Here is a 25,923-nt window from a genome sequence, read left to right on the forward strand (position 1 = left end):
TTTTTTACTGTTGAATTGTTTACGGAATTACTCTTTTGCTGCCAAATAAACCTCTTGCCGTTAAAACGCCGTCTTTTTTTAGTTTGAATAAATCTTCAATGTAGTTACCATATACTGCAATTGCCTTATCACTTACAGTTTTAAAGTAAGGCTTTGGATAAGAAAAGGTCATTTGTCTGCCTTCCTCATCAACCATTCTTGTGGGATAGGAAACTTCTTCTGCAAACTCGATTTTCACAGGTTTGACTTTTGTTAGTTTATTATACGCATGGTTGTAATCTTCATATGTATAAGTTCCCGCCCAGCGTCCGCCCTTAGTCTTATAAACATCATTGTACATATACTTCTGATGATAGTAAGTACCACTATCTGCTGAAACAAAAAGAAGTACATTTTTATATTTTGAGAAATCCGGTACTCCATAATGATCATAAACTACAAACTCTATGGTATCAAGTGGAAAATCACCATATACTTTCTGTAAGATTATATATTTTGCAGTAAATCCATTATCAATTGAACCTTGTTCATGAGGTAGCGGTTGTACGGATATTTTTTCGCCTACAAATACAAATAAAGGATTGTCCTTCCGATCATAGTTTTTTACAAAACTTCTAGGTGTGTCGATCATAGTCGTTACACTACTGCCTTTATTGATAGAATCAGTCGCTTTTAAGGCGTTACTATTTGCATTGTTGGTATGAGTGTTACAGCTTAAAAGTAATGTGAATAAAACAGTTACAACTATTTGAATGACGACTGTCATAATGTTGAATTAACTTGATATTTTGGGAAATTTTAGATAAAACGTCGCCAAATCTCAATTATTATCCGGTTGTAGCTGCGAAGAACTATGTTGCTTTATGGTTTAAAAAAATCGAATAATGAACATCAAGCACGATAATAATCTCATCATTTAATTATATCATTTTGTAAAGCGAAAGTTTTCTGCTAAGTCAACCTGGAACACATTATCAAGATTTGCAGCTAAATTCATTTTTTGTGCAGCTGTCCTAGGTCCAATTGGCTTGTGAATTGTGTTATGATAAAAAGTCATAAATGCTAGAAGAGAATCAGACCAATTAACTTCAACAATAGGGCCAACCAATGATATGTAAGGAGAGTGCTTGGCAAATTCCTTAACCTTTTTCCCATAAAACCCCTTACATACACTGAAGTGAAGATGCAATGGTGCAACTATATTGCCAATATTGGTTTCTTCATAGCCTAATTTTTCAATAAAACTTTTCAAATATCCTTCATAAAGTTGCTCCCAAGTCAGGAATTCTTGATTAGTTAATGCGATTCCATCTTCGTTGCCATGTAATGAAAAATGCAATGTTGGAAATCGTTCCTTTTTGCTTTCAACCTGAAGTATTTTTTCAAGACATTCTGAGAAAGTCACTTTATCAGATACTTGAAAATATATATTTTCAATATTCGCAAGCTTCAGCATTTCGCTAAGAGCAAGTCCTTCCTTTCGATTATGAGATATATCTGTTTCTGAAGGCGATTCAATAATAAATATTCTCGTTTTATCCTTTAAATTCATCCTTTTTTGCTTAAAATGTTGAGTAAAAGCTAGACCTGAAATTATTTATCGCCATCTAAAGGGACGATGATAGTAGTAATAAAGCTAAGCAGATAATTTATTTTCTACTTTAAACATCCATCTTAATGATAACATTCCCTATTTTCTGATGGGTACCTACATAGGTGAATGCTTCAGCTATCTTATCAAGCGGGTAGGTTCTGTCTATCACCGGGCGGAAACGGCCTTCTTCGATCAGCCTTTTGATAAAGCCAAGATTGCCCTTAATGTCTTTGGGAACAATGAATAAAACTTTTTTTCCTCCGGTTATCTTAGTAATGAGTGCCCATGCCATGTACTCAAATCCGCCGGATGAAGTATAAATTCCTTTCTTCTTTAATAGCCGTTTGCATTGGAGAAAACCAGTTTTGTCAACTGCATCAAAAACATAATCATATTGCTCCTCATCTTTTGTAAAATCCTGCGTTTTGTAATCAATTACTTTATCGGCTCCTAATGATTTTACCAGTCCGGTGTGCTCGCCGCCACATACCGCTGTAACATACACACCATAATATTTCAAAAACTGGACATCGGCTGAACCGATGGCGCCCGTTGCACCATACACCAATGCTTTTTGTCCGGCCGTTGGTTTCAGATGATTGATGCCGGCGGCGGAATAATAAGTGCCCTCCAAACAAGCTGCTGCCTGTTCATAAGTTATGTTTTCGGGCATTAATACAATTCCTTTGCTTTCAGGAAATGTTATGTATTCTGTATGCGAACCAATACAGAATACACCTCCAAAGCCCATTACTTTATCACCCACTTTAAAAGATGTTACAGCTGAACCAATTGCTTCAACCTGACCGGCAAAATCCGAACCTGTAATCGTTAACCCCGGTTTGAATAATCCTGTATAGAACCGCATGAAAAATGGCGTACCGGTCAGTACATGATAGTCGGTCCTGTTGGCACTGGCCGCATATACCCTTATCAATACTTCATCATCCTTTGGACTTGGCTTATCGATTTCTTTTATACTCAGTACTTCTTTTGGTGGGCCATATTTGACACGAACGGCAGCTTTCATTTTTATATTATTTAATGATTGTACTTACATCTCAAACATACTAATATTCGGACTGCTCAGTGTCCTTGGTGGTTCATGGTGAACTTTGTGTTCCAGTTTTTTTGTAGCACTAAGAACACAATGTGTGACACAAAGAACACAAAGAATGAACAGGCTGCAGTAACCTCTGGTCTTATTTCATTTTAATAATAACACCTGATCTTTACATCGTGATCACTATTTTTCCCTTATGCTCTGCTCTTTCAAAATGCCTGAATGCTTCGGGAACCTCATCTAACCTGTAAGGCCCATCTATCACTGGTTTTGCTTTACCGGTTTCGAAGAGTTCATTCATATAAGCCAGGTCTTTGTTTGTCTTCAGGGCAACAATATGTATATGTTTTTTCCGGAACATCCTGATCCACGGCGCCAGCAATAAAGCCTGTAAAAGACGATCAAGCGAACCACCAACGGTAACATAAACTCCATTGGGAGATAATGCACGGGCATAAGCAAACATCGAACGATTTGTTTTTACATCAAGTACCAGGTCGTAACGGTTCCCGGTTTTTGTGAAATCTTCCTTGTTATAATCAATGACATGATCAAAACCCATTGAACGCATCATTTCGAGTTTGCCTGTGTTGTCAACGCCCGTTACTTCAGCGCCGTATAATTTTGCGATCTGTATTCCGAAAGTACCTACACCGCCGCCTGCACCATTGATCAACAATTTTTGTCCCTGTTTAATTTTTCCTTTGTCAATAAGACCTTGTACCGCCAGCATGGCCGCCTGTGGTATGGCCGCTGCCTGTTCAAAGCTCATGGCTGCAGGTTTCAGCGCTAAAAATTTTCCCTTAGCACAAACATATTCAGCAAAACCTCCCCACTGACCGCTAAGATCTCCATACACTTCATCGCCGGGTTTGAATTGTTTTACATTTTTGCCAACCGCTTCAATCCGTCCTGCTATATCGGAGCCAAGAATTTGTCTTTTTGGTTTCCGAAGACCGTTTAGCATACGATTTACAAAGTCCCCATGGAGCAGTCCCCAGTCCCAATCATTTATGGATGCCGCATAAACTTTTATTAACACCTCGTCGTCCTTGGGATAAGGCTTTTCTATTTCTTTGAGCTGCAGAACTTCGGGTCCTCCGTATTGTGTGTAGATAATTGCCTTCAATTTATTAAGATTTATTTTTCAAAATCAAACACAACCTCCGTGCATTGGCGATGGAGTGGTATTCCGTGATTCGTCTAGCTGGAATGTCAGCGGTGTAAAACGGCAGTTTTTCATCTTTTAACCACCAATCGATGTACCGTCGGAGGGCTTTTAAATTTTTTAATAAATGCAACACTTGCTATTAGGAAAAGGCCTCCAAAAATCAGAACTACTTTGGCCACTCCTAAATAAGCTAAGGCTAAGACAATTCCTGCGACTGACCGGTACTGTCCAACAACCGTATAATCGTTTCCCCCTTCAATACCTATGGCAATAGTTAACGTCCAAAGAAATATTGCCGTAACTACTATCATTGCTATCAGTGGTTTTTTAGCAGATTTAACCTTTGAATATTTGATTATGGACTTTTCAACAGGAAGATTTTTTTCGAAATGCTCAAATATCCCCATTTTCTTATTGGAATCAGAAACAACAAAATGTTCACTAGAGTTTGCGCCAAATTGAACATTAAAATGATTCTGACCCTCCTGTAGACTAATTTCTTTGATATAGCTTAATGGTATTTCCAAAGCTTTAGCTTCGGGGATTGAATTGATTTTTAACTCAGTTATATAGTTTTCTACTTCACTTGATTTAGGATTTGCTTTGTATATCGTTTGATTAAAAAAAGCGATAATCTTGTCATCATTTTTTTCAGTGCCTTTCCATATTTTCATAAAGAATGGAATTTGTTTTTAATGTTTAATTGCCACCAACGAGTAGACATTGACGATAGTGGGGAATTTGATTTTCTTGGTGAAAGATAAATTAAGTGTGGAAACAATTATTCCTTTCATCATACTCCAAATTGTCCCAAATGATGATTAAGATGTTTGGAGAACATTGTATTCCATTCTTTAGCAGACATCTTTCCAAAAGAAAGATTTTCCAGGCCTTGAAAATGCTTTTCGCTCAATTGTTGTGTCCTGGTAATATTTTGAATTAATTTTTCTTTTTCCATTTCAAAGTTTCGTTCGCCTGTAATAATAAAGTCAGGCCCCGTCCTGCCATTTTGTTTGTACGGCTTTGCGCTTAGTACATATTTTTTTACGATAGTTTTTAAAATGAAACACATAAAGAAACTGGGCTTCCTGAATTTTTCCGGTTCGTAGGTGTACGCATACGTAACGTTGCAATGAGCCAACATTTGAGCAACTGTCATTTTACCCCAGCGTGGCTTTGAATCCGGGTTCAATTTGTTAATACGGTTAATTATTTCGGTTGTGTCTTCTTCCAGGAAAATATTATTCATGCTTAGTGGATTTCTTTTAAATGTGGTTTGTTAAAAATAACACATAACATTTGAGCATCGATGCGGGTGGTAGTCCATGATTCGCCAACTGGATAAAAATATATAGCTGAGTTTATATTCCAAAGCTCATCTGAAGATTAAACGATACAATCCTTCTCTATTGCCTAATAAATAGGACCGCCTGTTGTTGTAAGCCGTTTTTCGGTAAGATTAAGATTCGGTCTTCTGGTCTTCCTGATTAATGAATCTGCGAAGTCTTTTGATTAGTCGTTGCCTATTGAAGAATTCATCAAAACTATTGGCTATCGGGAAGCTCAATATCCATAGCCCAAGAGATGTCAAATTCTCAAAGTCGTAGCTTACGGAAAAAAACGCAGTCAACATGAAGAAAATAAATCCGATCAAAGAATAGTAATTCGCTTGCTTCAACTTTAGAACATAGCCATCGTCTTTAAAATTTTGTTTGAAAGGGAAAGTGAATAGAGGTATCCAAATAAAGAAAAAAAAGTTCTTTTGGAAAAGTGTTAAGTCATCTAATATGATGCCCTTAACTGATTTTTCAATCTTTTGCAGCTGGTCTTCCTTATAATTCTTTATCTCATCCTCATCGACTTTTCTTTTTGAAATTTCTTCCAAAGCAACTGAGACAGCGGTATCAGTATAGTCAAACTTTCTGTCTATAATCTCTAACAACTCTTCGGTTGAAAGCTTCGAATAAGTCTTTTGTAACTCTTCCCTGGCCATGATAAAATAGCTTACAACACTAAGATTGCTATATAATACGAACTATCCAAATTTTTGTGCCAATGGTTATCGCTACTCATCCATCCGGCTTTCGTATTAGGACCCGTTTTTTTCAACGAACACTAAGGGCAGCGGTAATTCGCTATCCGCAACTAAATAGCGACTGAGTCACAGGCGCAGATTTGTGACTCAGTCGTGATAGCTTTGTGTGTTTGAAATTGATAGGCTTATTGCTTAAGATTTAATAAAAGCTAAAAGGTCCGCATTTATTTTGGCGGCTTCAGTCGTTGGCATCCCATGAGGAAAACCGGGATAGGAAATGAGTTTTCCATTCTTCAGCAATTTTATCGCTTTTACTGCAGTAAGCTCAAATGGAACTATCTGGTCATCTTCGCCGTGCATTACAAGCACAGGAATATCCACGCTTTTAAGATCTTCTGTAAAATCTGTTTCAGAAAAAACCTTGATGCAATCGTAATGTGCTTTTATTGCACCCATCATTCCCTGGCGCCACCAATTATCTCTAACAGCTTGCGATACTTTTGCTCCTTCCCGGTTATAGCCAAAAAATGGCATGGTAAAATCCTGGAAATACTGAAGTCGTTGTGTAGCGGTGCCAACACGTATTTCATCAAACACGGACATCGGAATACCGTCAGGATTATTTTCTGTTTTTACCATTAATGGCGTAACCGCACTTATCAATACAGCTTTGGCTACACGGTCTTTGCCATGTTTTGCAACGTAACGAATAACCTCACCACCGCCGGTTGAGTGACCAATGTGTACAGAATTTTTTAAATCCAGTGCCTGGGTAAGCTCAGCCACATCTGCTGCATAAGTGTCCATATCATGTCCAATTGCCGTTTGGGTAGATCTTCCATGTCCCCTGCGATCGTGTGCAATAACTCTAAATCCCTGGTTTAGGAAAAACATCATTTGTGCATCCCAATCATCGCCGGATAAAGGCCAGCCGTGATGAAAAAAAAGTGGTTGGCCGGTTCCCCAATCTTTGTAATAAATTTCGGTGCCGTCTTTTACTGTAATCTTACTCATGTTTTTTTGTTTTAGTTTTTGTTAATAGATTTTTGTAGGTATACTTTTATCTGAATCGAAAAAATTGAATCGACATAGTTGATTTCATTTTTTTATCAGGCAGCAATGTTGACGGCTTGCTATACTGGTATTGTATGTCTCACCGCAGGCAACGGAGGCCGGCCAGCAGGTGGCAGGTTGATGATGAAATTAACAACAAAAACAGGAAAGAGTTTGGTCAACCCTGTGATAGCTTATACAAATTCGCCTTTTTTGTATTGCCGGGTAAACATGGCGAACCTCCTGATGAATGATCAATGTTTTTATTGTGCTGAATAGCGAACAGAACGTATAATAGTGCGACCCACCTTCAGGATGCCCACAAACTGATTTATCAAACCTTACTATATGAGAATGAATCAGGACACTATTGTTTCTTAAAAGTCACTTATAATCGTGTTGTTGGTGAGGGATCATTTGATAGAAAATTCTGGATGGGCTTCGTTTAAGGAATGCCAGACAGGGTTGTCAAGTTTGCCATAGTCCGTTTTCATTTGATCCGGCATTAAATAATTGCATTAGTGATCTAATTTGTGCGCTGGCTCTAAATTTATCTCATCCAGCCCTCAATCTTGTAGTTCTTCTCAAAAAGTTTTCGTTCTTTTTTGTCGCTGTCCGATTTATACCAAACTTCAAATCTTGCTGCATACGGTTTTCCCCAATCACCTTCATAAATTGTGAAATCGCTGACAGTTCCAAATTTCATAAAGCTGTCTGTAGGATTGTAAATTTTTATAGCACTGTTTTCTGCCAATCTGTTTTTTGACAACGGATACTCCTGCGTGATCTCATATGCTTTTAAATAGATTGTTCCACTTTCTATCTTGTCTGTCCAGAAGTCATACTTATACAACCCCGGTTGAAAAGAATTGTATAGCTGCAAATCTGTGCTTGTCCTGGATATGGCCAGTATACTGTCAGAGCGTTGGGAATCCATTCCAAGGTCAATAGGATCGGCAAGCTGGATGTTAACAGGAATTTGAAGATTGTCTGCCCATTTATCACCATTAACCGTTTCGATAAAGAAAAGCAAAAAGCCGTACAGAACAAAAGCCCCGATAGTACCGCCAAAAAGAAGGCCTGTAAGAATTCCTTTAAGCCATCTTCTTTTTATCAATTGAAAAAATGTCGAGGCCAGCAATCCGAACAAGGTAATTCCCAGCAGAAGCAAGCTGATAATGCTAAATGCATTGTTCCTAACTATCTCGCTAGTAATAACGAGTCCGACGGCCACTATCCAAAACAAAACTGGAAGCCACCACTTGTTAAATAAAAATATAAGAGCTTTGATCATAGTTTTTAGTTACCGACAAATATAATAACACGCACAGGTTGCTCAGCAAATGCTCAATAGAATTGCCGGACGTTGAAGTGTGCGACAGACGATGATAGTAGCAATGCAGCTGGTTACATAATCCTTCGTCAAGCTCAGGATCAAATATTTCCCTTCTTCAACTCCCCTACTGCATAATCACAAGCTCTTGCCGTGAGTGCCATATATGTCAACGAAGGATTTAAACAGGAACCGGAAGTCATACAGGAACCATCGGTGATGAAGATGTTGGGCACTTCGTGCATTTGATTGTATTGATTCAGCACAGAAGTCTTTTTATCACGGCCCATGCGGGCAATACCCATTTCGTGATTGGCATTGCCGGGAAAGGAAATGCTGCCATTCGCTTTTATGTTTTTAAAACCGGTTGCTTCCAGCATTTCAGCGGCGGTAGCCCTTATATCTTCATGCATGGCTTTTTCATTGTCTCTAAAGGAACAATCGATCGCCAGCAAGGGCCGTCCCCACTGATCTTTTTTAGTGCTGTCGAGTATGATGCGGTTATCCATATAGGGAAGACATTCACCAAATGCATAAAGCCCCATTTTCCACGGCCCCGGCTCACTAATGGCCTCTTTAAAGGCAGCACCTATACCGTCGCCCTGTTGCCGACGCCGGTAAGCACTGCCACCAAAATGATAACCGCGGATAAAGCCGGGATGTTTTTCCTGCACATTGCGAAAGCGGGGAATATAAATGCTGTTGGGCCGGCGGCCATAATAATACATTTCTTCAAATCCCTCGACATCAGCAGTGATGGAAAGTCCCTTGTGATGGTCCATCAGGTTGCGGCCTACCTGGTCACTTCCATTCCCCAGCCCGTTGGGGAAACGATTGGAAATGGAGTTGAGTAATATGAACGCCGTGCCTACGGTAGATGCATTCAGGAAAATGATCTTCGCAAAAAACTCTTCGGTTTGTTTGCTTTCCGTATCAATGATCTCTACACCAGTTGCCTGTTGCCTTTGTTCATCATACAATACCTTATTCACCAGAGAGTGTGGCCTTACAGTTAAGTTACCTGTGGCAAATGCCGCCGGCATGGTACTGGCATTGGTACTGAAATAAGCGCCATAGGGACAACCGCGATGACAAAGATTACGGGCCTGGCATTGTCCCCTGCCCTTTACTGGTTGCGTAAGGTTGGCCGTGCGCCCCATGATGACTTTGCGGTCATGATAATTGGTTTCAACTTTTTGTTTGAAAAATTTTTCAACGCTGTTCATTTCAAACGGTGGCTGAAAAATGCCATCGGGTATCACCGGTATACCATCACGATTACCACTTACGCCAATGAATGATTCGACATAGTCATACCATGGCGCCAGGTCTTTGTAACGAATGGGCCAGTCAACACCGTGGCCGTCACGAAGGTTGGCTTCAAAATCCAAATCGCTCCACCGGTAGCAGGCCCTTGCCCACAACAACGAGCGGCCGCCGACAATATCTCCCCTTATCCAGTCGAAACGTTTTGTTTCCGTATAGGGATTTTCCAGGTCGTTTATATAAAAATGTTTGTTGTCTTCTGCAAAGGAGTAATGACGGCTTTGTATGAAATATTGCTGCTTGTCCTGCAGCGTAAGTGAATTGCGATGCCGGAAATCCCAACTGTTCATGGTAGCCGTGGGATAATTAGGATGTTCGATCGGACGGCCCCGTTCGAGCATTAATACTTTCAATCCTTTTTCACAAAGTTCCTTGGCGGCCCAGCCACCACTGATGCCGGAGCCAACGACAATGGCATCGTAAGTGTTTTGTTGTTTTGCTTTTGTATTTATCAATGGCGGATCACCGGGCATGATAGTTTCAGGGTTTGATGTTTTAAGGTTTGAGGTTAGATGTTCTCACTTCTCTCTTTTCACTTTTGACTTTTACTTCGCACAACTCCCCTCTTTTCTTCTTCACTTTTTAAAATGCTTTTTCATTGCCAGCGGATAATCGGCGAAAGCGATCTCCGGATCTAATAATTCGGGATGCCAGAGCTTTTCCCATTCAAAACTAAAATAGCCTTTGTAGTTATCTTTTGCCAGCGCATCAATGGCTTCAAAGATGGGCACTTCACCCTGTCCCAATAAAACATACTGCGGTTTTCCATCCACCAGCTTTGCATCCTTGATATGCGTGTGGTGAATGTATTTCTTCAATTGCTGATACATAGCGGTCGGCGACTCCTTCGTAACCGTCCACATATTGCAGGGATCCCATACCAGGCCCACATGCGAATGAGAAGCTGCTTGCATAATACCGGCCAGGTCTTCTGTCTTTACTACTTCCCCATGTGTTTCCATCAACACTTTTACATTGCGGGATTTCCCATACTCACCCAATTCCAGCAATCCTTTTGCAATGAGATCCATAGTTTGTTGTTTCTCCTGGTCCCTGGGAAAATTATTGGGATACACCCGGATGAACGGACAGTTGATCTGCCGGGCAAGATCGATGAACTTGCGGCCATCATCTAAATTCTTTTTTCTTTCTGCTTCATTGGCGAAATGCAAAGTGGCTGATGAGCCCAGGTTGACAAATACCAGTCCTTTTTCTTTCATCATGGTCATCGTTGCCGCTCTCTTTTCCTCCGTGGCAAAGGGTTCGGCTTTGGTAAGATCGATCTGTCTGAGTATTCCTCTTATCTCCAAACCTTTGAAACCGTGCTTGACAGCGAAATCCGTGATCTGCTCGAATGTCCAGTCAGGGCAACCCAATGTTGAAAACGAAAGCAGCGGGTTGTATTTTTTTGTAGTAAACGAACTACCTAGTAATGCAGCAGCGGTCAGCGTAGCGGATGTTTGTAAAAATTGCCGGCGGGTTGATAGATGCATCGGGTTATTTTATTTATGATAATGAATAGGGTTCAATTTAAGGCAAACTGGTAAAACTTTTTCGGGGCATGATGAAATAGTGAAAAATGTTTTTATGCATCTACCCGAAAATATTGATGGGTTTAAATGCCGTTCTATCTTCGGTTCGAATGATCGGTTGCCTGTGGAGGCTTATTACAAGGGAGTAGTTTTCGATTTGTATCAGACAAAGCGATTTAATAACCTAATACTTTTCTTTTGTCCACACCTCATCGATCGGATCGCCCTTCGAGCTTTTGCCGGAGTGATTCCAAACACCATCCTTCACTTTTCCGTCGAAGGATAAGGAAGCTCCTACCCTGCTGTTGTCGCGGGAAAAGAATTCGATGTGCTCGGTATATTTTCCATCGGCAAACGTGTAGGTACCGCCGCCGGTTCCGAAAAACTCTTTGGTGGCCGGGTTGATAGCCATCCATTGAAAACGTGTTGATGAAAGAAGTTTAAGCGTTTTGCGATCGCCTCTTTTCATTTCATTCATCTTGCCACCCACCATGCGACCGGTGATGCGCCATACTCCTGCCAGTTTATCGTTACCGCCGTCGAGTCTTGCCCAAACCTGGCTTTGCCCGTTGATATCAGCCGTTAATTTATCATTGCTGATTGCGTGGCTATATTTTTTGTCCGTGCCGATATTTTCTTCGACGCGGCTGTCGAATTCGATTTTGATATGTAACTCTCTGCCGGTTGTTTTATAAATGCCACCGTAAGTACCGATGAATTTCTTGTTGCCTTTGTCAAAAATAGAATGGGAGAAATAGCCGTCTTCAAAAACCAGCACTTCCTCAACAGTACCTTGTTGCAAATGCCAGGCCCCTGTTAATGCAGGTGATGAGGGTTGGAAACTTTGCAACGATAAAACAATACCGCTAAGAAGCAGGATAGCAAGCATTCGGAGTTTCATAAAAAACGGGTTGATGAATGTTAAAGTTAAGCAATCATGTTTTCTTTGTTTTCACGCAAAGACGCAAAGAAAAGAACACGCAAAGAAGAAACATAATAGAAATGCCTTCCATTGAGAAGGCACTTCACTTACATCATAATAATCCCATTAATCTTATAAACCTGCTTGCCGGAAGCAGGTCATGGTTCAGACATTTTCAATCACCATGGCAGAGGCGCCGCCCCCACCATTGCAAATCCCTGCCGCACCATATCTGGCTTTGTTTTGTTTTAAGACGTTGATCAGCGTTACAATGATCCTGGCACCGCTTGCACCCAATGGATGGCCGAGTGATACAGCACCACCGTGTACATTTACTTTAGCAGGATCCAGTTTCATCCGTTTACTGTTTTCGATACCTACTACCGCAAAAGCTTCGTTCAATTCCCAGTAACTGATATCCTCCATTTTTAGCCCTGCTTTCTTCACGGCTTTGGGTACGGCTACGGCAGGTGTTGTGGTAAACCACTCGGGCGCCTGCTCTGCATCCGCATACGAAAGAATTTTTGCGATAGGCTTCAATCCCAGTTCTTCTGCTTTTTCTTTACTCATCAGCACTAGCGCAGCTGCGCCATCATTCATCGTACTGGCATTGGCGGCAGTCACCGTTCCCCCTTTTTCAAAAGCCGGGCTTAGCGAAGGAATTTTATCAAACTTTACATTAAATGGTTCTTCGTCTTTTGCGAATACAACGGGATCACCTTTGCGCTGTGGTATTTCAACGGGAATCACTTCATCAGCAAAAACACCTTTTTCCCAGGCGGCTTGTGAACGCTTATAGCTTTCAATAGCAAATGCATCCTGCTCTTCACGACTGATACCGCATTCTTTTGCACATAGCTCGGCGGCATTGCCCATCGCTTTACCGTCATAAACGTCGGTGAGTCCGTCTTTGGCAAGCCCATCGATAAAAGACGAATTGCCATATTTATTCCCCCAGCGCAAGGCCTCGGCATAAAAAGGGACATTGCTCATACTTTCCATGCCTCCCGCTACTACGATATCCGCATCGCCTAATGCAATACTTTGTGCGGCCTGCGATATGGCTTTCATGCCACTGGCACAAACTTTATTGACCGTAGTACAATTCACTTCGTTGGGGAGACCGGCAAATTTTGCCGCCTGGCGGGCAGGCGCCTGACCAAGATTGGCCTGCAGAACACAGCCCATCAAAACATCCTGGACCTGTTCTGGCTGAATACCTGCTTTTTGTAAAGCCATTTTGATAGCTGCTGCACCGAGTTGTGGAGCTGATAAACTTTTTAAACTTCCGCCAAAACTCCCCATAGGTGTACGAACGGCGGAGATAATATAAACTTCCTTCATATGGTTTTTAAAATTGAGGGGCAAAGATAACGATTGTTAGTATAGTAATTAGCCCGGCAGCAGGTCTGTTAAACGCCAGCTATTTCCAGGCATACAAGAACGAAAATTGTTAATAATTCTCAATAAATGCTGGCCGTTGCTTTTTCACCACCGATCAAAATTGCCATGGAGTGATGATTTTTTTTCACAGCCGGCCTGCATGTATCATCAATAGTGGCTTATAAATTCATATTAAAATAAAGCTGTAATTTAACTGTGTCTTAATGTACTCCCGGTCCTGATCCCGTCCTAAACTATCCGGCAAAATCAAGCTTATTCCGGCTGGCATAATTTTTTAAGGTATTTATAAAAACAACGATCATGGAAAAGAAAGTTGTTCCCCCCAATCACAAAAAAGGTAAACCACCTGGTGGTGCAGGCCCAAAAGGAAGAATTGAAAAAGATATTGATGACCTGGTGCATTCTCCTGATCATGAAATACCATCCGATCAAAATGAGGACCCCGATGACCTGGTACATCGAATGAAAAAACGTCCGGACCCTGATGCTGAAAGTTTAGAAGATCCTGATGACCTTGTTCATGACGCCCCGGATGAAGAAGATGATGAAAGGTAGACCAGCAACGAATGCAGGATATTATTTTTTGATTATTGTATCACTATAATGCTCAGCAAAGTTGGTTGATCCAGCCTTCGTATTGTGGATATTGTTTTATCAATTCATCCTTTTTAGCCATTTCAAAATCCGCAAAATCAAAACCTGGTGCTACGGTGCACCCAACGAAAGAGAATCCATTTTCATCAATGGGTTTGGAAGCGAACCAACAACCAGCAGGTACAACCAGTTGAAAGGAATAGCCATTTGCCAGGTTATCGCCCAATTTCAACACTTCTCCCCTGCCATCCGGGTGCAGTACATAAATATGCAGACCAACACCGTGATAAAAATGCCAGAGTTCATCACTTTTTATCCGGTGAAATGCTGAAAATTGTTTCCCGGCCAATAAAAAGTAAATGGCGGTTGAGAAATAACGATTACCATTAAAGCGGGCAGGTAATGCGTCAGGAGGTATTATCTCAGTGCTGCAATAGGTTTGCAGGTAATGCCCTCCTTCGGGGTGAGACTGCAATTCATATTTTTCAATCAATTCCTGTGCTGTGATCATCCTTTTATTTTTATCTTTTCAAGATAACGGAATTATCGGTCTGATCGATGACAGGATCGCAATAAACAAAACGGTTTTTTGAAAGTTCGATCTTATTTCTATTGACTCTTGTTCTTGTTTTCTTTTTCCTTGCTCATTTTTTTTAATGCCCGACGAACTTTATTGATGGTTGCATGCAAATCTTTTTCTTGTTTTAACAGAAGGCTCCTGGTAGCATCAGCTGCTTTGTCAAAATATCGATTGGCTTCTGATAGATGTATATTAAACTCCCCGGCTTGCCTGTCCAACCTTTCGAGTAATTCCCAAAAAGTCTCTTTCTTTTTCATAGATGCCGTTTAGTGCCAACCAGCAAATTCTACGCCGATAAGTTTTAACAGGCTTACACTTCTGCCACCGAAAACCAATAATCGAGAAATGTTTCAATCTTTTTCTTTGTTGCGGCAATGTTGGATGGTTTTATAATATACGTATTGGCTCCTGCCCTATAAAATTGCCGTACATATTCCGGTGTGGTGATTTCGCCGAGCACAACAATAGGAATGTGATCCAGTTGTGGATCGGTTTTCAATAACCGAACCAGGTTAATGGCATGATGACGATGATTATTGTTATTGACCAGGATAACGGTTGGTGGTCCCAACTCAGCAATGGTATGATTCAACTGTTTAACAGTGCTGATAAATTGCATGGGGATTTTTGGCTGCATTTCCTGCAAAATGGATTCTGTCAAAAACCGGTCGTCGTCATCAGCCTGTAACATTAAAGCGTAGGATTGCATGCTTTTAAATTGAATTGGATTAAAATTACAGCAAATAACTCTTTAAAAGCAATCACTAAATAGAATCTGCCAGGCTCACCTCAAATGAAAACACTGGCACACTATTAGAACTAATAACGAAAACAATCTCATGCGAAATACACTCGTTATACTGATATTGTTGTGCCTGGGTGCCTGCGCCAATAATGACACCGGAGAAAATACAGTTCCTGAACAAAAGGAAAAAGAAAGAGAAGAAATTGACAAGTCTTACTCTTACGATAACAATGATGGTTGCTACTGGAAAATAACCGGGCGGGATACTATAGTGGCCTGGCTGGTACAAACAGAAAATACTGTTACCGGTAAGCTCAGTTTTGACAACTATCAAAAGGATGGCAGCACCGGACCGGTTCATGGCACAATACATGGAAATACGATCAGGCTTTGGTATGAGTTCGAATCTGAAGGAATGAAAAGTGTAATGGAAGTTTGGTTTGAACGTCGTGGAAATACGTTGGTACGGGGTGTTGGGCCAACGGGTGTCAGGAAAGATAGCAGTTATTTTACCGATACTGCAGCTGTCAGGTTTGATGAGAAGCAGTCGCTACAAAAAACAGATTGCAGCGCTATACCAGCTAAGTATAAATAATCATCCCACCACAAAAAAGGCTAAAGGAATTTAATCCTTCGGCCTTTTTAAATCGCTATACAAAATTTTTAGACGGCTACCGCTTCCTTATTGTATTTTTTTCTATACTCTAAGGGAGACAAACCAGTGATCTTTCTAAAAATAGTTCTGAATGCTTTTACATCCGAATAACCTACATCATACATCACTTCGTTAATATTTTTTCTACCGGACTCCAAATTCTTTTTCGCCGCTTCTACCTTTACCCGTTGCAGGTATTCAGTGATCGTGTTACAGGTCGCACTTTTAAATCTGCGTTCAAGGCTTCTTCTTCCCACTGCCAGCATACTGGCCAATTGATCCACGGTAATTTTTTCTTCAAAATTCTTTTCAATAAACTCCTGTGCTTTTTTTACCGACTCATCTTCATGTCTCTTTTGTCCCTGGAACATGATAAAGGGCGACTGGCTGTGACGGTCGATATCAATCATAAATGATTTTGAAATGCGAATAGCTGTTTCCCGGCCTGCATGTTTTTCGATCAGGTATACCAGCAGGTTTAAATAGGAATAGGCGCCGCCACTGGTATATATGCCATCTTCTTCCGTTAAAATCCTGTCATCTACCAGGTTTACATCCGGAAACATTTTTCTGAAATCATTTGCAAATGCCCAATGCGTAGCGGATCGCTTTCCTTTTAACAAACCCGTTGCTGCCAAAAAAAATGAACCGATGCAAAAGCTGGCCAGCTCTGCTCCCTGCTCATATTGTTGAATGATCCAGGGAATAAATGCTTGGTTCATTTCCAATGCCTGTTGCGGATCGCCGAATAATGCCGGGACAATGATAAGATCGGTTTTTTTTACATCATCGATCAAACACTCGGGGCTTACAGTGAAAAGCCCATTGCGCTGGCTGGATTCTTTTGCGATACCAACCAATTGTACTTTGAATAATGGCTCTTCTCCCTTCTCCTCTAACAACTTATTTGTTTCAGCAAAGATCTGGTGTGTGCCATCAATATTGGCTAAGCTTGTATTTCCTAACGGAACAATAATTGATACATGTTTCATGTCGATAGGTTATGGTTGATAGGTTTTCGTTTTTGTTTGACCGTGTTAATTGGTAAAATGAGAAACCAAATGTAGCCAAAATCATTGTCGTAATCAACCCCCGCAATTGCCGTATTTACACCCCGGATTAAATTCAGCACCGAAATAGATTTGTATCAGCAAATTAAACCGATTGTCTAAAATAATTTTTTATGACGCAAATTAATGCCTATCTCAATTTCGATAATCAATGTAAAGCGGCGATGTCTTTTTATAAAGAATGCCTGGGCGGAGAACTAACCATGCAAACCATTGGCGATTCACCCATGGGAGCCACTTGCCCCGAAGCAATGAAAGGGCAAATACTGCATGCCACATTGACCAACAATGGCGTTGTGTTGATGGGCTCAGATATGAAGGGCCCCGACGGGTTTATACAAGGTAATTCGATGTCACTGGCGTTGAACTGCAGCAGCGAAGAAGAGATCAATAAGTTTTATTCAAACTTATCAGCGGGCGGAAAAATAATGGAGCCATTAAAAGAGCAATTTTGGGGAGCTTTATTTACCGCCTTCACCGATAAGTTTGGTGTGAGATGGATGTTGAATTATGATAAAAGCAAAAAACAATAGCATTTATTAGTTCTGCTCATTTAATAACCATCAACTGACTAACATGAAAATCTTGTTTAAAATTATCCTCGGTGTTGTAATCCTGGCCGGCATACTTTTAATTGTTGCCTTGTTTGTAAAAAAAGATTATTCCGTTGAAAGGGAAATAACAATCAACAAGCCCAAGAGCCAGGTATTTGACTACATAAAATACCTGAAGAACCAGGATAACTATAGTGTATGGTCAAGAATGGACCCTAAGATGAAAAAAGAATACCGTGGCACGGATGGAACAGCGGGCTTTGTGTCCGCCTGGGAAAGTGATAATAATAAAGTAGGCAAAGGCGAACAACAGATTGATAAAATTTCGGAAGGCGACAGGATTGATCTCGACCTGCATTTTATAGAACCATTTGAAGGAAGAGCCGATGCCCGCATGGTTACGGAATCAGTGTCTGACAACCAGACCAAAGTAAAATGGGGATTTGACAGCAGGATGAAGTACCCGATGAACATTATGCTACTCTTTATGAATATGGATAAAATGATTGGAAATGATTTGCAAACCGGGCTGGATACGCTTAAATCAATTCTTGAAAAGCAGTAGTACACCATGCGAAAGATAATTGTATCCAATTTGATAACACTCGATGGCTTTTTTGAAGGGCCCAACCAGGAACTGGATTGGTTTGTAGTAGAGGAAGAATTTTTTGAATATGTGAAAGAGCTCTTCAAATCGGTTGATACGATCTTATATGGCCGGGTCACTTTTTTACAAATGGCCAGCTATTGGCCCACACCGGCGTCGAATGAAAATGATCCGGTCATTACCCGGGGTATGAACTCCATGCAAAAAATCGTGTTTTCAACCACCTTAACGGATCAGGATCTGGCTGCGAGTGGCTGGGACAATTCAAAACTGATCAATAAAAATATAGTTGAAGAAGTAGAGAAAATGAAGCAACAGGCCGGAAAGGATATGGTGATTTTTGGAAGCGGTAAACTAATCAACAGTTTCGCTGCTGAAGGATTAATCGATGAATACCGGCTTATTCTAAACCCTGTGATCTTAGGTAAAGGCAATCCATTGTTTAAGTCAGGCAGCGGGCGAAAAGATTTGACATTAATGAGCACAAAAACACTTGGCTCCGGTGTCGTGATTCTTGTTTATTCGACCAAATAGCGAGTGCCTGCTTTGATCATTGATAGGAATGGCCTGATTAATGTAATGAAATGAGAAAGTTGGTTTTATCAACCCACGTAACCTTAGATGGTTTTGCATCGGGCCCCGATGGAGAATTAGACTGGCATTTTTCACACTGGAATGATGAAATGGAAGAAGCAGTGGCCGAGCAGTTAAGCACTGTCGATACCATCCTGGTAGGCCGGGTTACTTATGAAGCCATGGCTGACTACTGGCCTGCCGCTGCAGCCGACTCTGGGGGAAGAAGAAAAGATATACAGTTTGCCGAATGGATGAACCGGGTCGCAAAAATCGTTTTCTCAAGAACGCTGTCTCCCTTTGATGTGGAAGCCATGCACTGGAACAATACAAGATTAATAAAAGGCGACATTGTTGAGAAAATTGAAGCATTAAAAAAAGAACGGGGACGGGATATGATCATTTGGGGAGGTGTCAGCATCATTCAAACATTTATTAAGTTGGGTATTGTGGACGAATACAATATCTGGATTGCACCGGTAATTCTGGGCGAGGGCAAGCCATTGTTTAATGATCCGGCCGCTCTTGAACTGGAATTGATCAGAACAAAAACTTTCCGTAGCGGTGTGACCCTGGTCTGTTACCGTCCAAAAAAACAGGAGCAGGTAACTAATTCGAAAACATTTGCACCAGGAAATAATCATTGTAGTTATGCAACAAACAGGATTAAATAAAAAAGAATTGTTGAAACAATTTGAGGAAACAGAACGAGAGTTTTACAATGTTCTTGCTTCCTTTACACAAGAGCAATTAAATGAAGTGCCATTTGAAGGAAGCTGGACAGCTGCACAGGTGGCCGATCACATGCTGAAATCAAAATCAGGCATACCGGGATTGCTGAGAGGACCCTCCAGGCCTACGTTAAGAGAACCGGATGAAATGGTGGAAGCAATCAATGAAGCCTTTCTTGATTTCACTACCAAACTGAAGTCACCTGATTTTATAATTCCAACTGACGAGCCGGCCAATAAAGAAGAATTATTACAGTCATTGAACAGCGTAAGGGGAAATATTAAGAAAGCGTCAGCAGCCGTTGATTTATCGGCAACCATTACCAGTTTCCCCTTTCCTGGTTTGGGAGAGTTTACGGGTTATGAATGGATCTATTTTTTGGTTTGCCATACGAAGAGGCATACACACCAGTTAAAAAACATTTTTTGGATACTGGCAAAACCATGGTAGAAGTTTTCAAAACAGATGTTTGTGATCCGGTGGATGCCGGCGTTCTTATCGATGCGATAAGAAACGTATTCCCCGGGTATAAAGTCAATTTTGATTTGCAGGATTGTGATCATATACTTCGTATTGAATCCTGTGCGAATGCCGTACTGACCGTTCCCGTCATCCGGTTGATAAATCAATTCGGTTATACTGCTGAAGTATTGCCAGATGAAATTCCATTGCCTAGTAACTAAAAAAGCAACCAACAATATGACCATTAAAACAATAAAAAATAAACAGATGAAAAAAACATGTCAATTTTTGTTAGTCACCATTTCACTTATGTCAGGTGTTCGTTCACAAGCGCAATCAGAATGGGCTTTGGATACGAATCACTCCAACCTGCGGTTTTCAATCTCGTTAATGATGATGTCTGACGTGGATGGCACTTTTAAGATGAAAGAAGCTACCATCAAAGCATCCAAAGATGATTTTTCAGATGCCACCGTTACCATGGTTGCCGATGTAAAATCAGTAGATACGGATGTTGATGCCCGTGATCAGCACCTGCGCACAGCCGATTTTTTTGATGCGGAGAAATTTCCGACGATCACCTTCAAAAGCAGGTCGGTTAAAAAAGTAGCTGATAAAAAATACAAAGTCGAAGGTGATTTGACCATGCACGGAATTACCAAACCCGTGGCACTGGATGCCATTGCAAACAGCGGTATTCATCCTGTTACTAAAAAAACAGTAGCCGGGTTCAAAATAACCGGTACGATAAAGCGATTGGATTTTGGCATATCTCCCACTACCCCATCGGCCATGTTGAGTGATGAAGTAGCTATTGTGGCGAATGCGCAGTTTGAAAAAAAGTAATAAGAAAAAACTGTCAGCCTTTATTAGGGCTGACAGCTTAATGCTTTAATCTTATTGCTTTGTTTAAGCCGAACTAATGAAAAATGTTCATTGGTCCTAAGTTTGCATCCAATGAAATCATGAACGATCAGTTAGAAAAAATAAAAGAATTTGCCGCGAAAGCTCATGAGGGCCAATGGCGCAAGTTTGCTGATGAACCCTATATCAAACACCCGGTTAGGGTAATGAATATTTGCCAACGGTATTCACAAAAGATGTCAATACCGGCTGCGGCACTGCTACATGATGTGCTGGAAGATACTACCGTCACTCAGGCGGAGTTAAATCAATTTCTGCATTCGGTAATGGATAACCTGACTGCCAGCGAAACAATGAAGCTGGTGGGGGATATGACTGACATTTATACAAAGCAGCAATACCTCCAGTGGAACCGGCGAAAACGAAAAGCGATGGAGGTGGAAAGAATGCAAAAGACCAGCCCGGATGCACAGACGATCAAATATGCAGATATCATTGACGACTGCCTTGATCTGAACAATGCAGAGCCCGATTTTGCCAGGTTGTTTTTGTTTGAATGCAGGGCTTTGCTCAAGGCAATGATTGACGGAAATAATGAATTGCGACAAATTGCTATCAAGACTGTAGATGAATGTATTCGGAATGGCAGGAGGCGAAGAGAACGAGTAGTGATATGAATACAGATAGTTTCAATACTTATTCCCTATTCTTTTGTTTAAACCACAAATTTCCAAAGTCTTGATTTCGTTCACGAACCGGATTAGCAATTTTGGATGGTTGGGTAGACACGAGCCGTGGCCTTCTTTTTTAAACGAACATTAACCAAGGCTGAGTATATCTTTCCTACGTTAATCGGTGCAAATGGAATCGATTGAACTACTTAAAGTTTGAAATTCGTTGGGAAACGAAAGGCCATATTCTTTAAAGTTCTTTTCTGTGAAAAGCATTTCAGAGTTGTTTGGGCTAAGACTGTCGTATACAATAGGGACTTGCCTATTGATAAGAAAATAACTTAGGGCACTTCTATCTTTTGAATTTGTACAGACAATACCTGACTTACCCTCGTATTCAACATTTCTAACGTAAAATTTATATTTAAAAAAGATTTTATCAGGATTCTTCCTTGAACTACCTAACTCTAAAACTATTCCTTTGGTAATTTTTGCATTTTTATAAATGCTTTTATTTGCCAGAAATGCCTTGAAAATAGGAATTAGAAGTATACAAAAAAAGATAATGATTAGAATAGTCTTTTGTCCTTTCATCGCTTACTACATTATTTTGAAATAGCATTAGAAATTAAATTACCAAAATTCTCCTGGAAGATTTGAAACTTGCTTTTCTACAAATGATGGATTAACGCTCCCCAATCTGTGTGAGGCAGGGACTCCGGGCAGCCACGAGAATGTATCAAAACAGCCAGGAAATCATGACCAGTCTTTTACTGCCTGCTATTTTGGGGGCCGTCCTGCCTTATCAGATCTCTATAAGTTACCAGTTTCAGTTTGCCCTTTTTGATCATATCCTGGAATTCCGCAGATAATAATGTTTTTAATTCTGCATTCCTGTGCAAGGCGACAAGAGGTTTTGTTTCGGAATGCTGATCGGTATTGTTCATATCAACCAGTGCATTCATTTCCGGTGTTGCCTCAGCTACATGCATCACAAACAAGTTCACTTTGTCGGTTGAAAGCTGTTGCATTCGGGTTAAAAAATCGTTCTTCTTTTGTTCAACAGGAGTATCAAACATCGTGTAGTAGTTCTCTCCAAAATATCTTGAAATACCCAACTTATATTTCTTTGCGAGTTTTTCTACGATGGCCCGAAGCTCAGGTGTAGCAGTAGCTGTACCCATATGATAATCGACATAGTCGATTTGCAAACCAGACCGGATGGCTCTGTCTATTTGAGCTTCCAATTCTCTTTCTACTTCCTCCAGTTTATAATTGCTTTGTAGAAAAGCGGTTGTTGATGGATGAAAATAACCATTACTGTCTACAAGGCTCGACACCGCTGTTTGACCCAACACCGGCCCCCATCGGAAATATTTCCATTCGCTGTTCAAGGTCAGGTGAACACCTACCGATATCTTCGGATATTTTTTTAAAACAGCGACAGCCTCCTGGTACCAGGGGCAGGCAAACATGACGGAAGTTGAAAAAGGAATGCCCGTAGCTGCTACCTGCTCGATGGCTTTTGTTACAGCATGGTTCATTCCATTATCATCCAGGCGAAGCAATAGCCGGGGACTGTCTTTTTGTGAAAAGACAGTCAGTTGGATAAACAATACTATTCCTGTTAATAAAAAGTATTTTTTCATTTGCTCTTATTTTAAACCTAACTTTTATCTATCTCTTTTACTAAAGTAATACGCCCATCAAATATTCATCATAATATTTTCCCGTATCACTTCGCTTATAGCTGTTTCGTACCTGTCCTTCAATTTCAAACCCCGCCTTCTTATATAAGCTGATGGCAGCTGCATTGTGGACATCCACTGTCAACTCAATTCTTGACTTTCCTGAGTCAATCAGGTATGCCTTGATATGATCGAGTATTTGTTTGCCATAACCTCTGCCCTGCCGGTCTTTTCGTATGGTAAAACTTCCGAGATAGACAGTATGCGCCTGCCTGTCGGTTTTGGGAATGAGACGATAAGTGGTGATGACCTCTTTATCTTCTTCTGCCACAAATAAGGTTTCAGTTTTGAGGAGCTTTTTATAGAGCGGTTCAAAATCCTTTTCAGTCATATAGTCATAGGTCAGGAAAGGATTGGCCGATTCTTCCATGTATAGCTGGTAAATGATTTGCCTGTCTTTTGTATTAGCTGGCCGGTATTTCATGACTTCATTTAATGATTTATTGATTGAATCAACAAAATTAAAATCTTGCCGGAGTATTTTCCATAAATAAGTTCCGGGCATATATTTCTGCTCCTTCTGTTTACCTTGTACCAAAATAAAATGTTGATGATGCTTTGCAATTGCCGCCTGTATTTTCGATGGACTTACCTGGTCGTCCTTCTGATTTTCGCCGCCTGTGGCGGTAAGCAGTCAAATCCAACATTGGTCTCCATGAAAGTATTGGACAATTATCCTTCGGGATCGGGATTGCAGCACTTCAACAATAAAATTTACCTGGTTGGTGATGATGCAAGCCACCTCCTGGCAATAAACAAAGAGTTTGACATTCTCGATAGTATAAAACTTTTTGAAACACCAGGATCACGCATTCCCAAGGAGACAAAACCGGATATTGAATCCATCGCCCTGGTGAAACAGAATGATTCACCGCTTTTATTACTGACCGGTTCCGGCTCGCTAGCGCCTTATCGTAATGCATGCTGGCTTGTCAACCCGGTGACAAAGGAAACCAGGCAATGCCAACTTGATACATTTTTTCAGCGACTAAAAAATGCCGGGATCGCCGATCTTAATATTGAAGGAGCCACTACAACACCTGTGGGGATTGTATTGGCCAGCCGGGGCAATAAATCGTTTCGGAAAAATTTTTTGATTGTCACTTCACCCCGCTTTTGGGAAAAGCAATCAGTGGCAGATATAAAAATCATCAAAGCGGGAGCAAATACCGACACTTCTTTTTTTTATGGGCTTTCTGGTATTGACTATTCGGCAAAGACCGATCAATTGCTATTGACAGTTAGTTCAGAAAATACCTACAACAGCTATGTTGATGGCGTCATTGGTAAAAGTTATTTGTGGGTAATCAACGATATTTCTTCCAAAAAGAAATTAGCTGCTGTCAATCCTGATCGTATTATCGATCTTGAAAGCATTGACAACCGGTTTAAAAGTCAAAAGATCGAATCAGTCTGTATTGTGGCAGAAGAGAAAAAACAAAAGCAGCTGGTATTAGCTGCTGATGATGACAAGGGTCATACTGTTTTGTTCAGCATGACCCTTGAGTAGTATGAGTACTTAATAGATTACTTAAAACTTTTGGCCATTACTTTTTGCAGTCCCGCACCTGTCCAGCCGCCGGGAACGATGATGCGGCGAACGCTATACAAAGGATCATTTTCATCGCGGGCCGCGGCGAGTTGAAACACGGCTTTGAAGTCATGGTCCTTTAATTTGGCAATGGCTTCTTTATTCCATAAGCCAAAAGGATAGGCAAAATATTCAACCGGTTTGCCGGTTATTGTTTGCAACTGTTTGGACGGGGCCTGTATTTGTTCTACCCAGTCGTCCACCACATACTGTTTTACATTTTTATGGTCGTAAGTATGCGAACCAATTGTATGTCCTTCATCGGCCAATTGTTTCACCTGCTCACGGCTCATATATCCCGGTTTTCCCAACGCAACCGTCATTATAAAAAACACGCCTTTGTAGCCATGTTTATTTAATTCCGGCAAAGCAGCGGTGTATTGATCAAGCCGGGTATCATCAAATGTGATCATTACCGGTTTTGCGGGAAGCTGTTTTCCACTTACGAGATAATCATAAAGCTCACGCGGTAATATGGTATGATAGCCGCTATCCGCCAATGATTGCATCTGTTCCCGGAAACTGGCTACCGGCACGATATAGTCGCGGGCAGTTTTCGAATCAGCGGCCTTGTAATCCCTGATTTGATGATAACACAGGATGGGAACTTGCTGGCGGCTTAGAATGGTAGCTGCATCTGCAACAACAGGAGTGACAGGTGCGGGAGCTTTTTCCGGTTCCGGAGAGGTAGCAACGGCTACGGCTGTCTCCACTTTTGCTGGCTGGGTTTTTCCCTCGCAACCGGAATTTATTAACAGGCCCAGGATGGGCACAATAAGCAAACTGATCTTTTGCACAGTTAGTTTCGGACAGTTTTTCATAGTTTGGATATTAAACCTTAAATAGTAACGCAAAATAGGGAAGCTTTATTTTTCAATTGCATCCGCATAATGCCATAAGACTATAGGGGTTCAAATATAATGTGAATCAGAGTAACTTTATAGGTACTTTTTACCCCGTGGTGCTACGCTTTTCGTAAATGAACCAATATCCGGATTACCCGATACCCAGATAGTATAAAACACTTACTTTCATACACTATTT

At 40.9% G+C, this 25,923-nt stretch carries 32 protein-coding genes; 12 read left to right on the top strand and 20 right to left on the bottom strand.

Annotation, left to right across the window (positions count from 1 at the left end; genetic code table 11):
• Positions 1-19: 19 nt before the first annotated feature.
• From P2W73_RS17715 to P2W73_RS17750, 8 genes are all read right to left on the bottom strand, one after another.
• Positions 20-766 (bottom strand): hypothetical protein, encoded by a 747-nt coding sequence (locus P2W73_RS17715; RefSeq protein WP_276503422.1) that lies wholly within the window; start codon positions 764-766, stop codon positions 20-22.
• Between the two features lie 159 nt (positions 767-925).
• Positions 926-1,552 carry a hypothetical protein gene (locus P2W73_RS17720; protein WP_276503423.1) on the bottom strand — a complete coding sequence of 209 codons (627 nt, stop codon included), beginning with the start codon at positions 1,550-1,552 and terminating at the stop codon, positions 926-928.
• A 109-nt stretch (positions 1,553-1,661) separates the two neighbouring features.
• On the bottom strand, positions 1,662-2,624 hold the full coding sequence (locus P2W73_RS17725; RefSeq protein WP_276503424.1) for an NAD(P)-dependent alcohol dehydrogenase: 963 nt from the start codon (positions 2,622-2,624) through the stop codon (positions 1,662-1,664).
• Between the two features lie 202 nt (positions 2,625-2,826).
• Positions 2,827-3,786 (bottom strand): NAD(P)-dependent alcohol dehydrogenase, encoded by a 960-nt coding sequence (locus tag P2W73_RS17730; protein ID WP_276503425.1) that lies wholly within the window; start codon positions 3,784-3,786, stop codon positions 2,827-2,829.
• A gap of 110 nt (positions 3,787-3,896) precedes the next feature.
• Positions 3,897-4,502, bottom strand: a complete 606-nt coding sequence (locus tag P2W73_RS17735) for a hypothetical protein (RefSeq protein WP_276503426.1) — start codon at positions 4,500-4,502, stop codon at positions 3,897-3,899.
• Between the two features lie 119 nt (positions 4,503-4,621).
• Positions 4,622-5,077, bottom strand: a complete 456-nt coding sequence (locus P2W73_RS17740) for a DUF1569 domain-containing protein (protein ID WP_276503427.1) — start codon at positions 5,075-5,077, stop codon at positions 4,622-4,624.
• Between the two features lie 210 nt (positions 5,078-5,287).
• On the bottom strand, positions 5,288-5,821 hold the full coding sequence (locus P2W73_RS17745) for a hypothetical protein (RefSeq protein ID WP_276503428.1): 534 nt from the start codon (positions 5,819-5,821) through the stop codon (positions 5,288-5,290).
• Positions 5,822-6,055: 234 nt separating this feature from the next.
• Entirely contained in the window at positions 6,056-6,877 is an 822-nt protein-coding gene (locus P2W73_RS17750; RefSeq protein ID WP_276503429.1) for an alpha/beta fold hydrolase, read from the bottom strand.
• A 134-nt stretch (positions 6,878-7,011) separates the two neighbouring features.
• Between P2W73_RS17750 and P2W73_RS17755 the strand changes: the two genes are divergently transcribed.
• A complete protein-coding gene (locus P2W73_RS17755; protein WP_276503430.1) occupies positions 7,012-7,170 on the top strand; it encodes a hypothetical protein in 159 nt (52 codons plus the stop codon).
• A gap of 296 nt (positions 7,171-7,466) precedes the next feature.
• Here the strand turns inward: P2W73_RS17755 and P2W73_RS17760 are convergent, their stop codons facing one another.
• The 5 genes from P2W73_RS17760 to P2W73_RS17780 all read right to left on the bottom strand — a co-directional run bounded on the left by P2W73_RS17760 (position 7,467) and on the right by P2W73_RS17780 (position 13,373).
• The gene (locus P2W73_RS17760; protein ID WP_276503431.1) at positions 7,467-8,210 is read right to left on the bottom strand and encodes an energy-coupling factor transporter transmembrane component T family protein; all 744 of its coding nucleotides are present in this window, start codon (positions 8,208-8,210) and stop codon (positions 7,467-7,469) included.
• Positions 8,211-8,350: 140 nt separating this feature from the next.
• Complete coding sequence (locus P2W73_RS17765) at positions 8,351-10,048, bottom strand: GMC oxidoreductase (protein WP_276503432.1); 1,698 nt, start codon at positions 10,046-10,048, stop codon at positions 8,351-8,353.
• A 102-nt stretch (positions 10,049-10,150) separates the two neighbouring features.
• Positions 10,151-11,068, bottom strand: a complete 918-nt coding sequence (locus P2W73_RS17770) for a TIM barrel protein (RefSeq protein ID WP_276503433.1) — start codon at positions 11,066-11,068, stop codon at positions 10,151-10,153.
• Positions 11,069-11,291: 223 nt separating this feature from the next.
• Positions 11,292-12,008, bottom strand: coding sequence for a hypothetical protein (locus P2W73_RS17775; protein ID WP_276503434.1), 717 nt, complete (start codon positions 12,006-12,008; stop codon positions 11,292-11,294).
• Between the two features lie 186 nt (positions 12,009-12,194).
• On the bottom strand, positions 12,195-13,373 hold the full coding sequence (locus P2W73_RS17780) for an acetyl-CoA C-acyltransferase (protein WP_276503435.1): 1,179 nt from the start codon (positions 13,371-13,373) through the stop codon (positions 12,195-12,197).
• 360 nt (positions 13,374-13,733) lie between these two features.
• On the opposite strand from P2W73_RS17780, the gene P2W73_RS17785 reads away from it, so the two are divergent.
• A complete protein-coding gene (locus P2W73_RS17785; protein WP_276503436.1) occupies positions 13,734-13,988 on the top strand; it encodes a hypothetical protein in 255 nt (84 codons plus the stop codon).
• 52 nt (positions 13,989-14,040) lie between these two features.
• On the opposite strand, the gene P2W73_RS17790 is transcribed toward P2W73_RS17785, so the two are convergent.
• The 3 genes from P2W73_RS17790 to P2W73_RS17800 form a co-directional block, all read right to left on the bottom strand.
• Positions 14,041-14,538 (bottom strand): cupin domain-containing protein, encoded by a 498-nt coding sequence (locus tag P2W73_RS17790; RefSeq protein ID WP_276503437.1) that lies wholly within the window; start codon positions 14,536-14,538, stop codon positions 14,041-14,043.
• Positions 14,539-14,636: 98 nt separating this feature from the next.
• Entirely contained in the window at positions 14,637-14,864 is a 228-nt protein-coding gene (locus P2W73_RS17795) for a hypothetical protein (protein ID WP_276503438.1), read from the bottom strand.
• Between the two features lie 53 nt (positions 14,865-14,917).
• A complete protein-coding gene (locus P2W73_RS17800) occupies positions 14,918-15,316 on the bottom strand; it encodes a response regulator (protein WP_276503439.1) in 399 nt (132 codons plus the stop codon).
• A 130-nt stretch (positions 15,317-15,446) separates the two neighbouring features.
• Between P2W73_RS17800 and P2W73_RS17805 the strand changes: the two genes are divergently transcribed.
• Positions 15,447-15,947 carry a hypothetical protein gene (locus P2W73_RS17805; RefSeq protein WP_276503440.1) on the top strand — a complete coding sequence of 167 codons (501 nt, stop codon included), beginning with the start codon at positions 15,447-15,449 and terminating at the stop codon, positions 15,945-15,947.
• 68 nt (positions 15,948-16,015) lie between these two features.
• On the opposite strand, the gene P2W73_RS17810 is transcribed toward P2W73_RS17805, so the two are convergent.
• Positions 16,016-16,999 (bottom strand): GlxA family transcriptional regulator, encoded by a 984-nt coding sequence (locus P2W73_RS17810; RefSeq protein ID WP_276503441.1) that lies wholly within the window; start codon positions 16,997-16,999, stop codon positions 16,016-16,018.
• Positions 17,000-17,190: 191 nt separating this feature from the next.
• Here P2W73_RS17810 and P2W73_RS17815 point away from each other — a divergent pair, with 191 nt between their 5' ends.
• The 8 genes from P2W73_RS17815 (at position 17,191) to P2W73_RS17850 (ending at position 21,546) form a co-directional block, all read left to right on the top strand.
• Positions 17,191-17,610 carry a VOC family protein gene (locus P2W73_RS17815; protein ID WP_276503442.1) on the top strand — a complete coding sequence of 140 codons (420 nt, stop codon included), beginning with the start codon at positions 17,191-17,193 and terminating at the stop codon, positions 17,608-17,610.
• Between the two features lie 43 nt (positions 17,611-17,653).
• Positions 17,654-18,196 (top strand): SRPBCC family protein, encoded by a 543-nt coding sequence (locus P2W73_RS17820; protein WP_276503443.1) that lies wholly within the window; start codon positions 17,654-17,656, stop codon positions 18,194-18,196.
• A gap of 6 nt (positions 18,197-18,202) precedes the next feature.
• Positions 18,203-18,772: a dihydrofolate reductase family protein gene (locus tag P2W73_RS17825; RefSeq protein ID WP_276503444.1), complete on the top strand. Its 570-nt coding sequence runs from the start codon at positions 18,203-18,205 to the stop codon at positions 18,770-18,772.
• Positions 18,773-18,822: 50 nt separating this feature from the next.
• Positions 18,823-19,485, top strand: coding sequence for a dihydrofolate reductase family protein (locus P2W73_RS17830; protein ID WP_276503445.1), 663 nt, complete (start codon positions 18,823-18,825; stop codon positions 19,483-19,485).
• A complete protein-coding gene (locus tag P2W73_RS17835; RefSeq protein WP_276503446.1) occupies positions 19,463-19,993 on the top strand; it encodes a DinB family protein in 531 nt (176 codons plus the stop codon). Before P2W73_RS17830 ends, P2W73_RS17835 begins: the two co-directional genes overlap by 23 nt.
• Entirely contained in the window at positions 19,987-20,226 is a 240-nt protein-coding gene (locus tag P2W73_RS17840) for a hypothetical protein (protein ID WP_276503447.1), read from the top strand. The genes P2W73_RS17835 and P2W73_RS17840 overlap by 7 nt, the downstream gene beginning before the upstream one ends.
• A gap of 46 nt (positions 20,227-20,272) precedes the next feature.
• Positions 20,273-20,851, top strand: a complete 579-nt coding sequence (locus P2W73_RS17845; RefSeq protein ID WP_276503448.1) for a YceI family protein — start codon at positions 20,273-20,275, stop codon at positions 20,849-20,851.
• Positions 20,852-20,934: 83 nt separating this feature from the next.
• Complete coding sequence (locus P2W73_RS17850; RefSeq protein ID WP_276503449.1) at positions 20,935-21,546, top strand: HD domain-containing protein; 612 nt, start codon at positions 20,935-20,937, stop codon at positions 21,544-21,546.
• Positions 21,547-22,310: 764 nt separating this feature from the next.
• Here the strand turns inward: P2W73_RS17850 and P2W73_RS17855 are convergent.
• Positions 22,311-23,189 (bottom strand): ChbG/HpnK family deacetylase, encoded by an 879-nt coding sequence (locus P2W73_RS17855; RefSeq protein WP_276503450.1) that lies wholly within the window; start codon positions 23,187-23,189, stop codon positions 22,311-22,313.
• A 40-nt stretch (positions 23,190-23,229) separates the two neighbouring features.
• Positions 23,230-23,793 (bottom strand): GNAT family N-acetyltransferase, encoded by a 564-nt coding sequence (locus P2W73_RS17860; RefSeq protein ID WP_276503451.1) that lies wholly within the window; start codon positions 23,791-23,793, stop codon positions 23,230-23,232.
• 48 nt (positions 23,794-23,841) lie between these two features.
• Between P2W73_RS17860 and P2W73_RS17865 the strand changes: the two genes are divergently transcribed.
• Positions 23,842-24,798 (top strand): DUF6929 family protein, encoded by a 957-nt coding sequence (locus P2W73_RS17865; protein ID WP_276503452.1) that lies wholly within the window; start codon positions 23,842-23,844, stop codon positions 24,796-24,798.
• A 17-nt stretch (positions 24,799-24,815) separates the two neighbouring features.
• Here P2W73_RS17865 and P2W73_RS17870 read toward each other — a convergent pair whose 3' ends face one another.
• Complete coding sequence (locus P2W73_RS17870; protein WP_276503453.1) at positions 24,816-25,700, bottom strand: polysaccharide deacetylase family protein; 885 nt, start codon at positions 25,698-25,700, stop codon at positions 24,816-24,818.
• Positions 25,701-25,923 lie beyond the last annotated feature (223 nt).

The organism is Terrimonas pollutisoli (assembly GCF_029360765.1).
Classification (GTDB): domain Bacteria; phylum Bacteroidota; class Bacteroidia; order Chitinophagales; family Chitinophagaceae; genus Terrimonas_B; species Terrimonas_B pollutisoli.

What these genes read in the sequence shown, in the direction of transcription:
- P2W73_RS17820 (WP_276503443.1), top strand. Translation starts at nt 17,654, where the DNA reads ATGAAAATCTTGTTTAAAATTATCCTCGGTGTTGTAATCCTGGCCGGC.
- P2W73_RS17765 (WP_276503432.1), bottom strand. Translation starts at nt 10,048, where the DNA reads ATGCCCGGTGATCCGCCATTGATAAATACAAAAGCAAAACAACAAAAC.
- P2W73_RS17735 (WP_276503426.1), bottom strand. Translation starts at nt 4,502, where the DNA reads ATGAAAATATGGAAAGGCACTGAAAAAAATGATGACAAGATTATCGCT.
- P2W73_RS17790 (WP_276503437.1), bottom strand. Translation starts at nt 14,538, where the DNA reads ATGATCACAGCACAGGAATTGATTGAAAAATATGAATTGCAGTCTCAC.
- P2W73_RS17740 (WP_276503427.1), bottom strand. Translation starts at nt 5,077, where the DNA reads ATGAATAATATTTTCCTGGAAGAAGACACAACCGAAATAATTAACCGT.
- P2W73_RS17715 (WP_276503422.1), bottom strand. Translation starts at nt 766, where the DNA reads ATGACAGTCGTCATTCAAATAGTTGTAACTGTTTTATTCACATTACTT.
- P2W73_RS17785 (WP_276503436.1), top strand. Translation starts at nt 13,734, where the DNA reads ATGGAAAAGAAAGTTGTTCCCCCCAATCACAAAAAAGGTAAACCACCT.
- P2W73_RS17865 (WP_276503452.1), top strand. Translation starts at nt 23,842, where the DNA reads ATGCTTTGCAATTGCCGCCTGTATTTTCGATGGACTTACCTGGTCGTC.
- P2W73_RS17840 (WP_276503447.1), top strand. Translation starts at nt 19,987, where the DNA reads ATGGTAGAAGTTTTCAAAACAGATGTTTGTGATCCGGTGGATGCCGGC.
- P2W73_RS17815 (WP_276503442.1), top strand. Translation starts at nt 17,191, where the DNA reads ATGACGCAAATTAATGCCTATCTCAATTTCGATAATCAATGTAAAGCG.
- P2W73_RS17750 (WP_276503429.1), bottom strand. Translation starts at nt 6,877, where the DNA reads ATGAGTAAGATTACAGTAAAAGACGGCACCGAAATTTATTACAAAGAT.
- P2W73_RS17870 (WP_276503453.1), bottom strand. Translation starts at nt 25,700, where the DNA reads ATGAAAAACTGTCCGAAACTAACTGTGCAAAAGATCAGTTTGCTTATT.
- P2W73_RS17860 (WP_276503451.1), bottom strand. Translation starts at nt 23,793, where the DNA reads ATGCCCGGAACTTATTTATGGAAAATACTCCGGCAAGATTTTAATTTT.
- P2W73_RS17835 (WP_276503446.1), top strand. Translation starts at nt 19,463, where the DNA reads ATGCAACAAACAGGATTAAATAAAAAAGAATTGTTGAAACAATTTGAG.
- P2W73_RS17845 (WP_276503448.1), top strand. Translation starts at nt 20,273, where the DNA reads ATGAAAAAAACATGTCAATTTTTGTTAGTCACCATTTCACTTATGTCA.
- P2W73_RS17855 (WP_276503450.1), bottom strand. Translation starts at nt 23,189, where the DNA reads ATGAAAAAATACTTTTTATTAACAGGAATAGTATTGTTTATCCAACTG.
- P2W73_RS17775 (WP_276503434.1), bottom strand. Translation starts at nt 12,008, where the DNA reads ATGAAACTCCGAATGCTTGCTATCCTGCTTCTTAGCGGTATTGTTTTA.
- P2W73_RS17755 (WP_276503430.1), top strand. Translation starts at nt 7,012, where the DNA reads ATGTCTCACCGCAGGCAACGGAGGCCGGCCAGCAGGTGGCAGGTTGAT.
- P2W73_RS17720 (WP_276503423.1), bottom strand. Translation starts at nt 1,552, where the DNA reads ATGAATTTAAAGGATAAAACGAGAATATTTATTATTGAATCGCCTTCA.
- P2W73_RS17810 (WP_276503441.1), bottom strand. Translation starts at nt 16,999, where the DNA reads ATGAAACATGTATCAATTATTGTTCCGTTAGGAAATACAAGCTTAGCC.
- P2W73_RS17800 (WP_276503439.1), bottom strand. Translation starts at nt 15,316, where the DNA reads ATGCAATCCTACGCTTTAATGTTACAGGCTGATGACGACGACCGGTTT.
- P2W73_RS17760 (WP_276503431.1), bottom strand. Translation starts at nt 8,210, where the DNA reads ATGATCAAAGCTCTTATATTTTTATTTAACAAGTGGTGGCTTCCAGTT.
- P2W73_RS17725 (WP_276503424.1), bottom strand. Translation starts at nt 2,624, where the DNA reads ATGAAAGCTGCCGTTCGTGTCAAATATGGCCCACCAAAAGAAGTACTG.
- P2W73_RS17770 (WP_276503433.1), bottom strand. Translation starts at nt 11,068, where the DNA reads ATGCATCTATCAACCCGCCGGCAATTTTTACAAACATCCGCTACGCTG.
- P2W73_RS17780 (WP_276503435.1), bottom strand. Translation starts at nt 13,373, where the DNA reads ATGAAGGAAGTTTATATTATCTCCGCCGTTCGTACACCTATGGGGAGT.
- P2W73_RS17825 (WP_276503444.1), top strand. Translation starts at nt 18,203, where the DNA reads ATGCGAAAGATAATTGTATCCAATTTGATAACACTCGATGGCTTTTTT.
- P2W73_RS17850 (WP_276503449.1), top strand. Translation starts at nt 20,935, where the DNA reads ATGTTCATTGGTCCTAAGTTTGCATCCAATGAAATCATGAACGATCAG.
- P2W73_RS17830 (WP_276503445.1), top strand. Translation starts at nt 18,823, where the DNA reads ATGAGAAAGTTGGTTTTATCAACCCACGTAACCTTAGATGGTTTTGCA.
- P2W73_RS17795 (WP_276503438.1), bottom strand. Translation starts at nt 14,864, where the DNA reads ATGAAAAAGAAAGAGACTTTTTGGGAATTACTCGAAAGGTTGGACAGG.
- P2W73_RS17745 (WP_276503428.1), bottom strand. Translation starts at nt 5,821, where the DNA reads ATGGCCAGGGAAGAGTTACAAAAGACTTATTCGAAGCTTTCAACCGAA.
- P2W73_RS17805 (WP_276503440.1), top strand. Translation starts at nt 15,447, where the DNA reads ATGCGAAATACACTCGTTATACTGATATTGTTGTGCCTGGGTGCCTGC.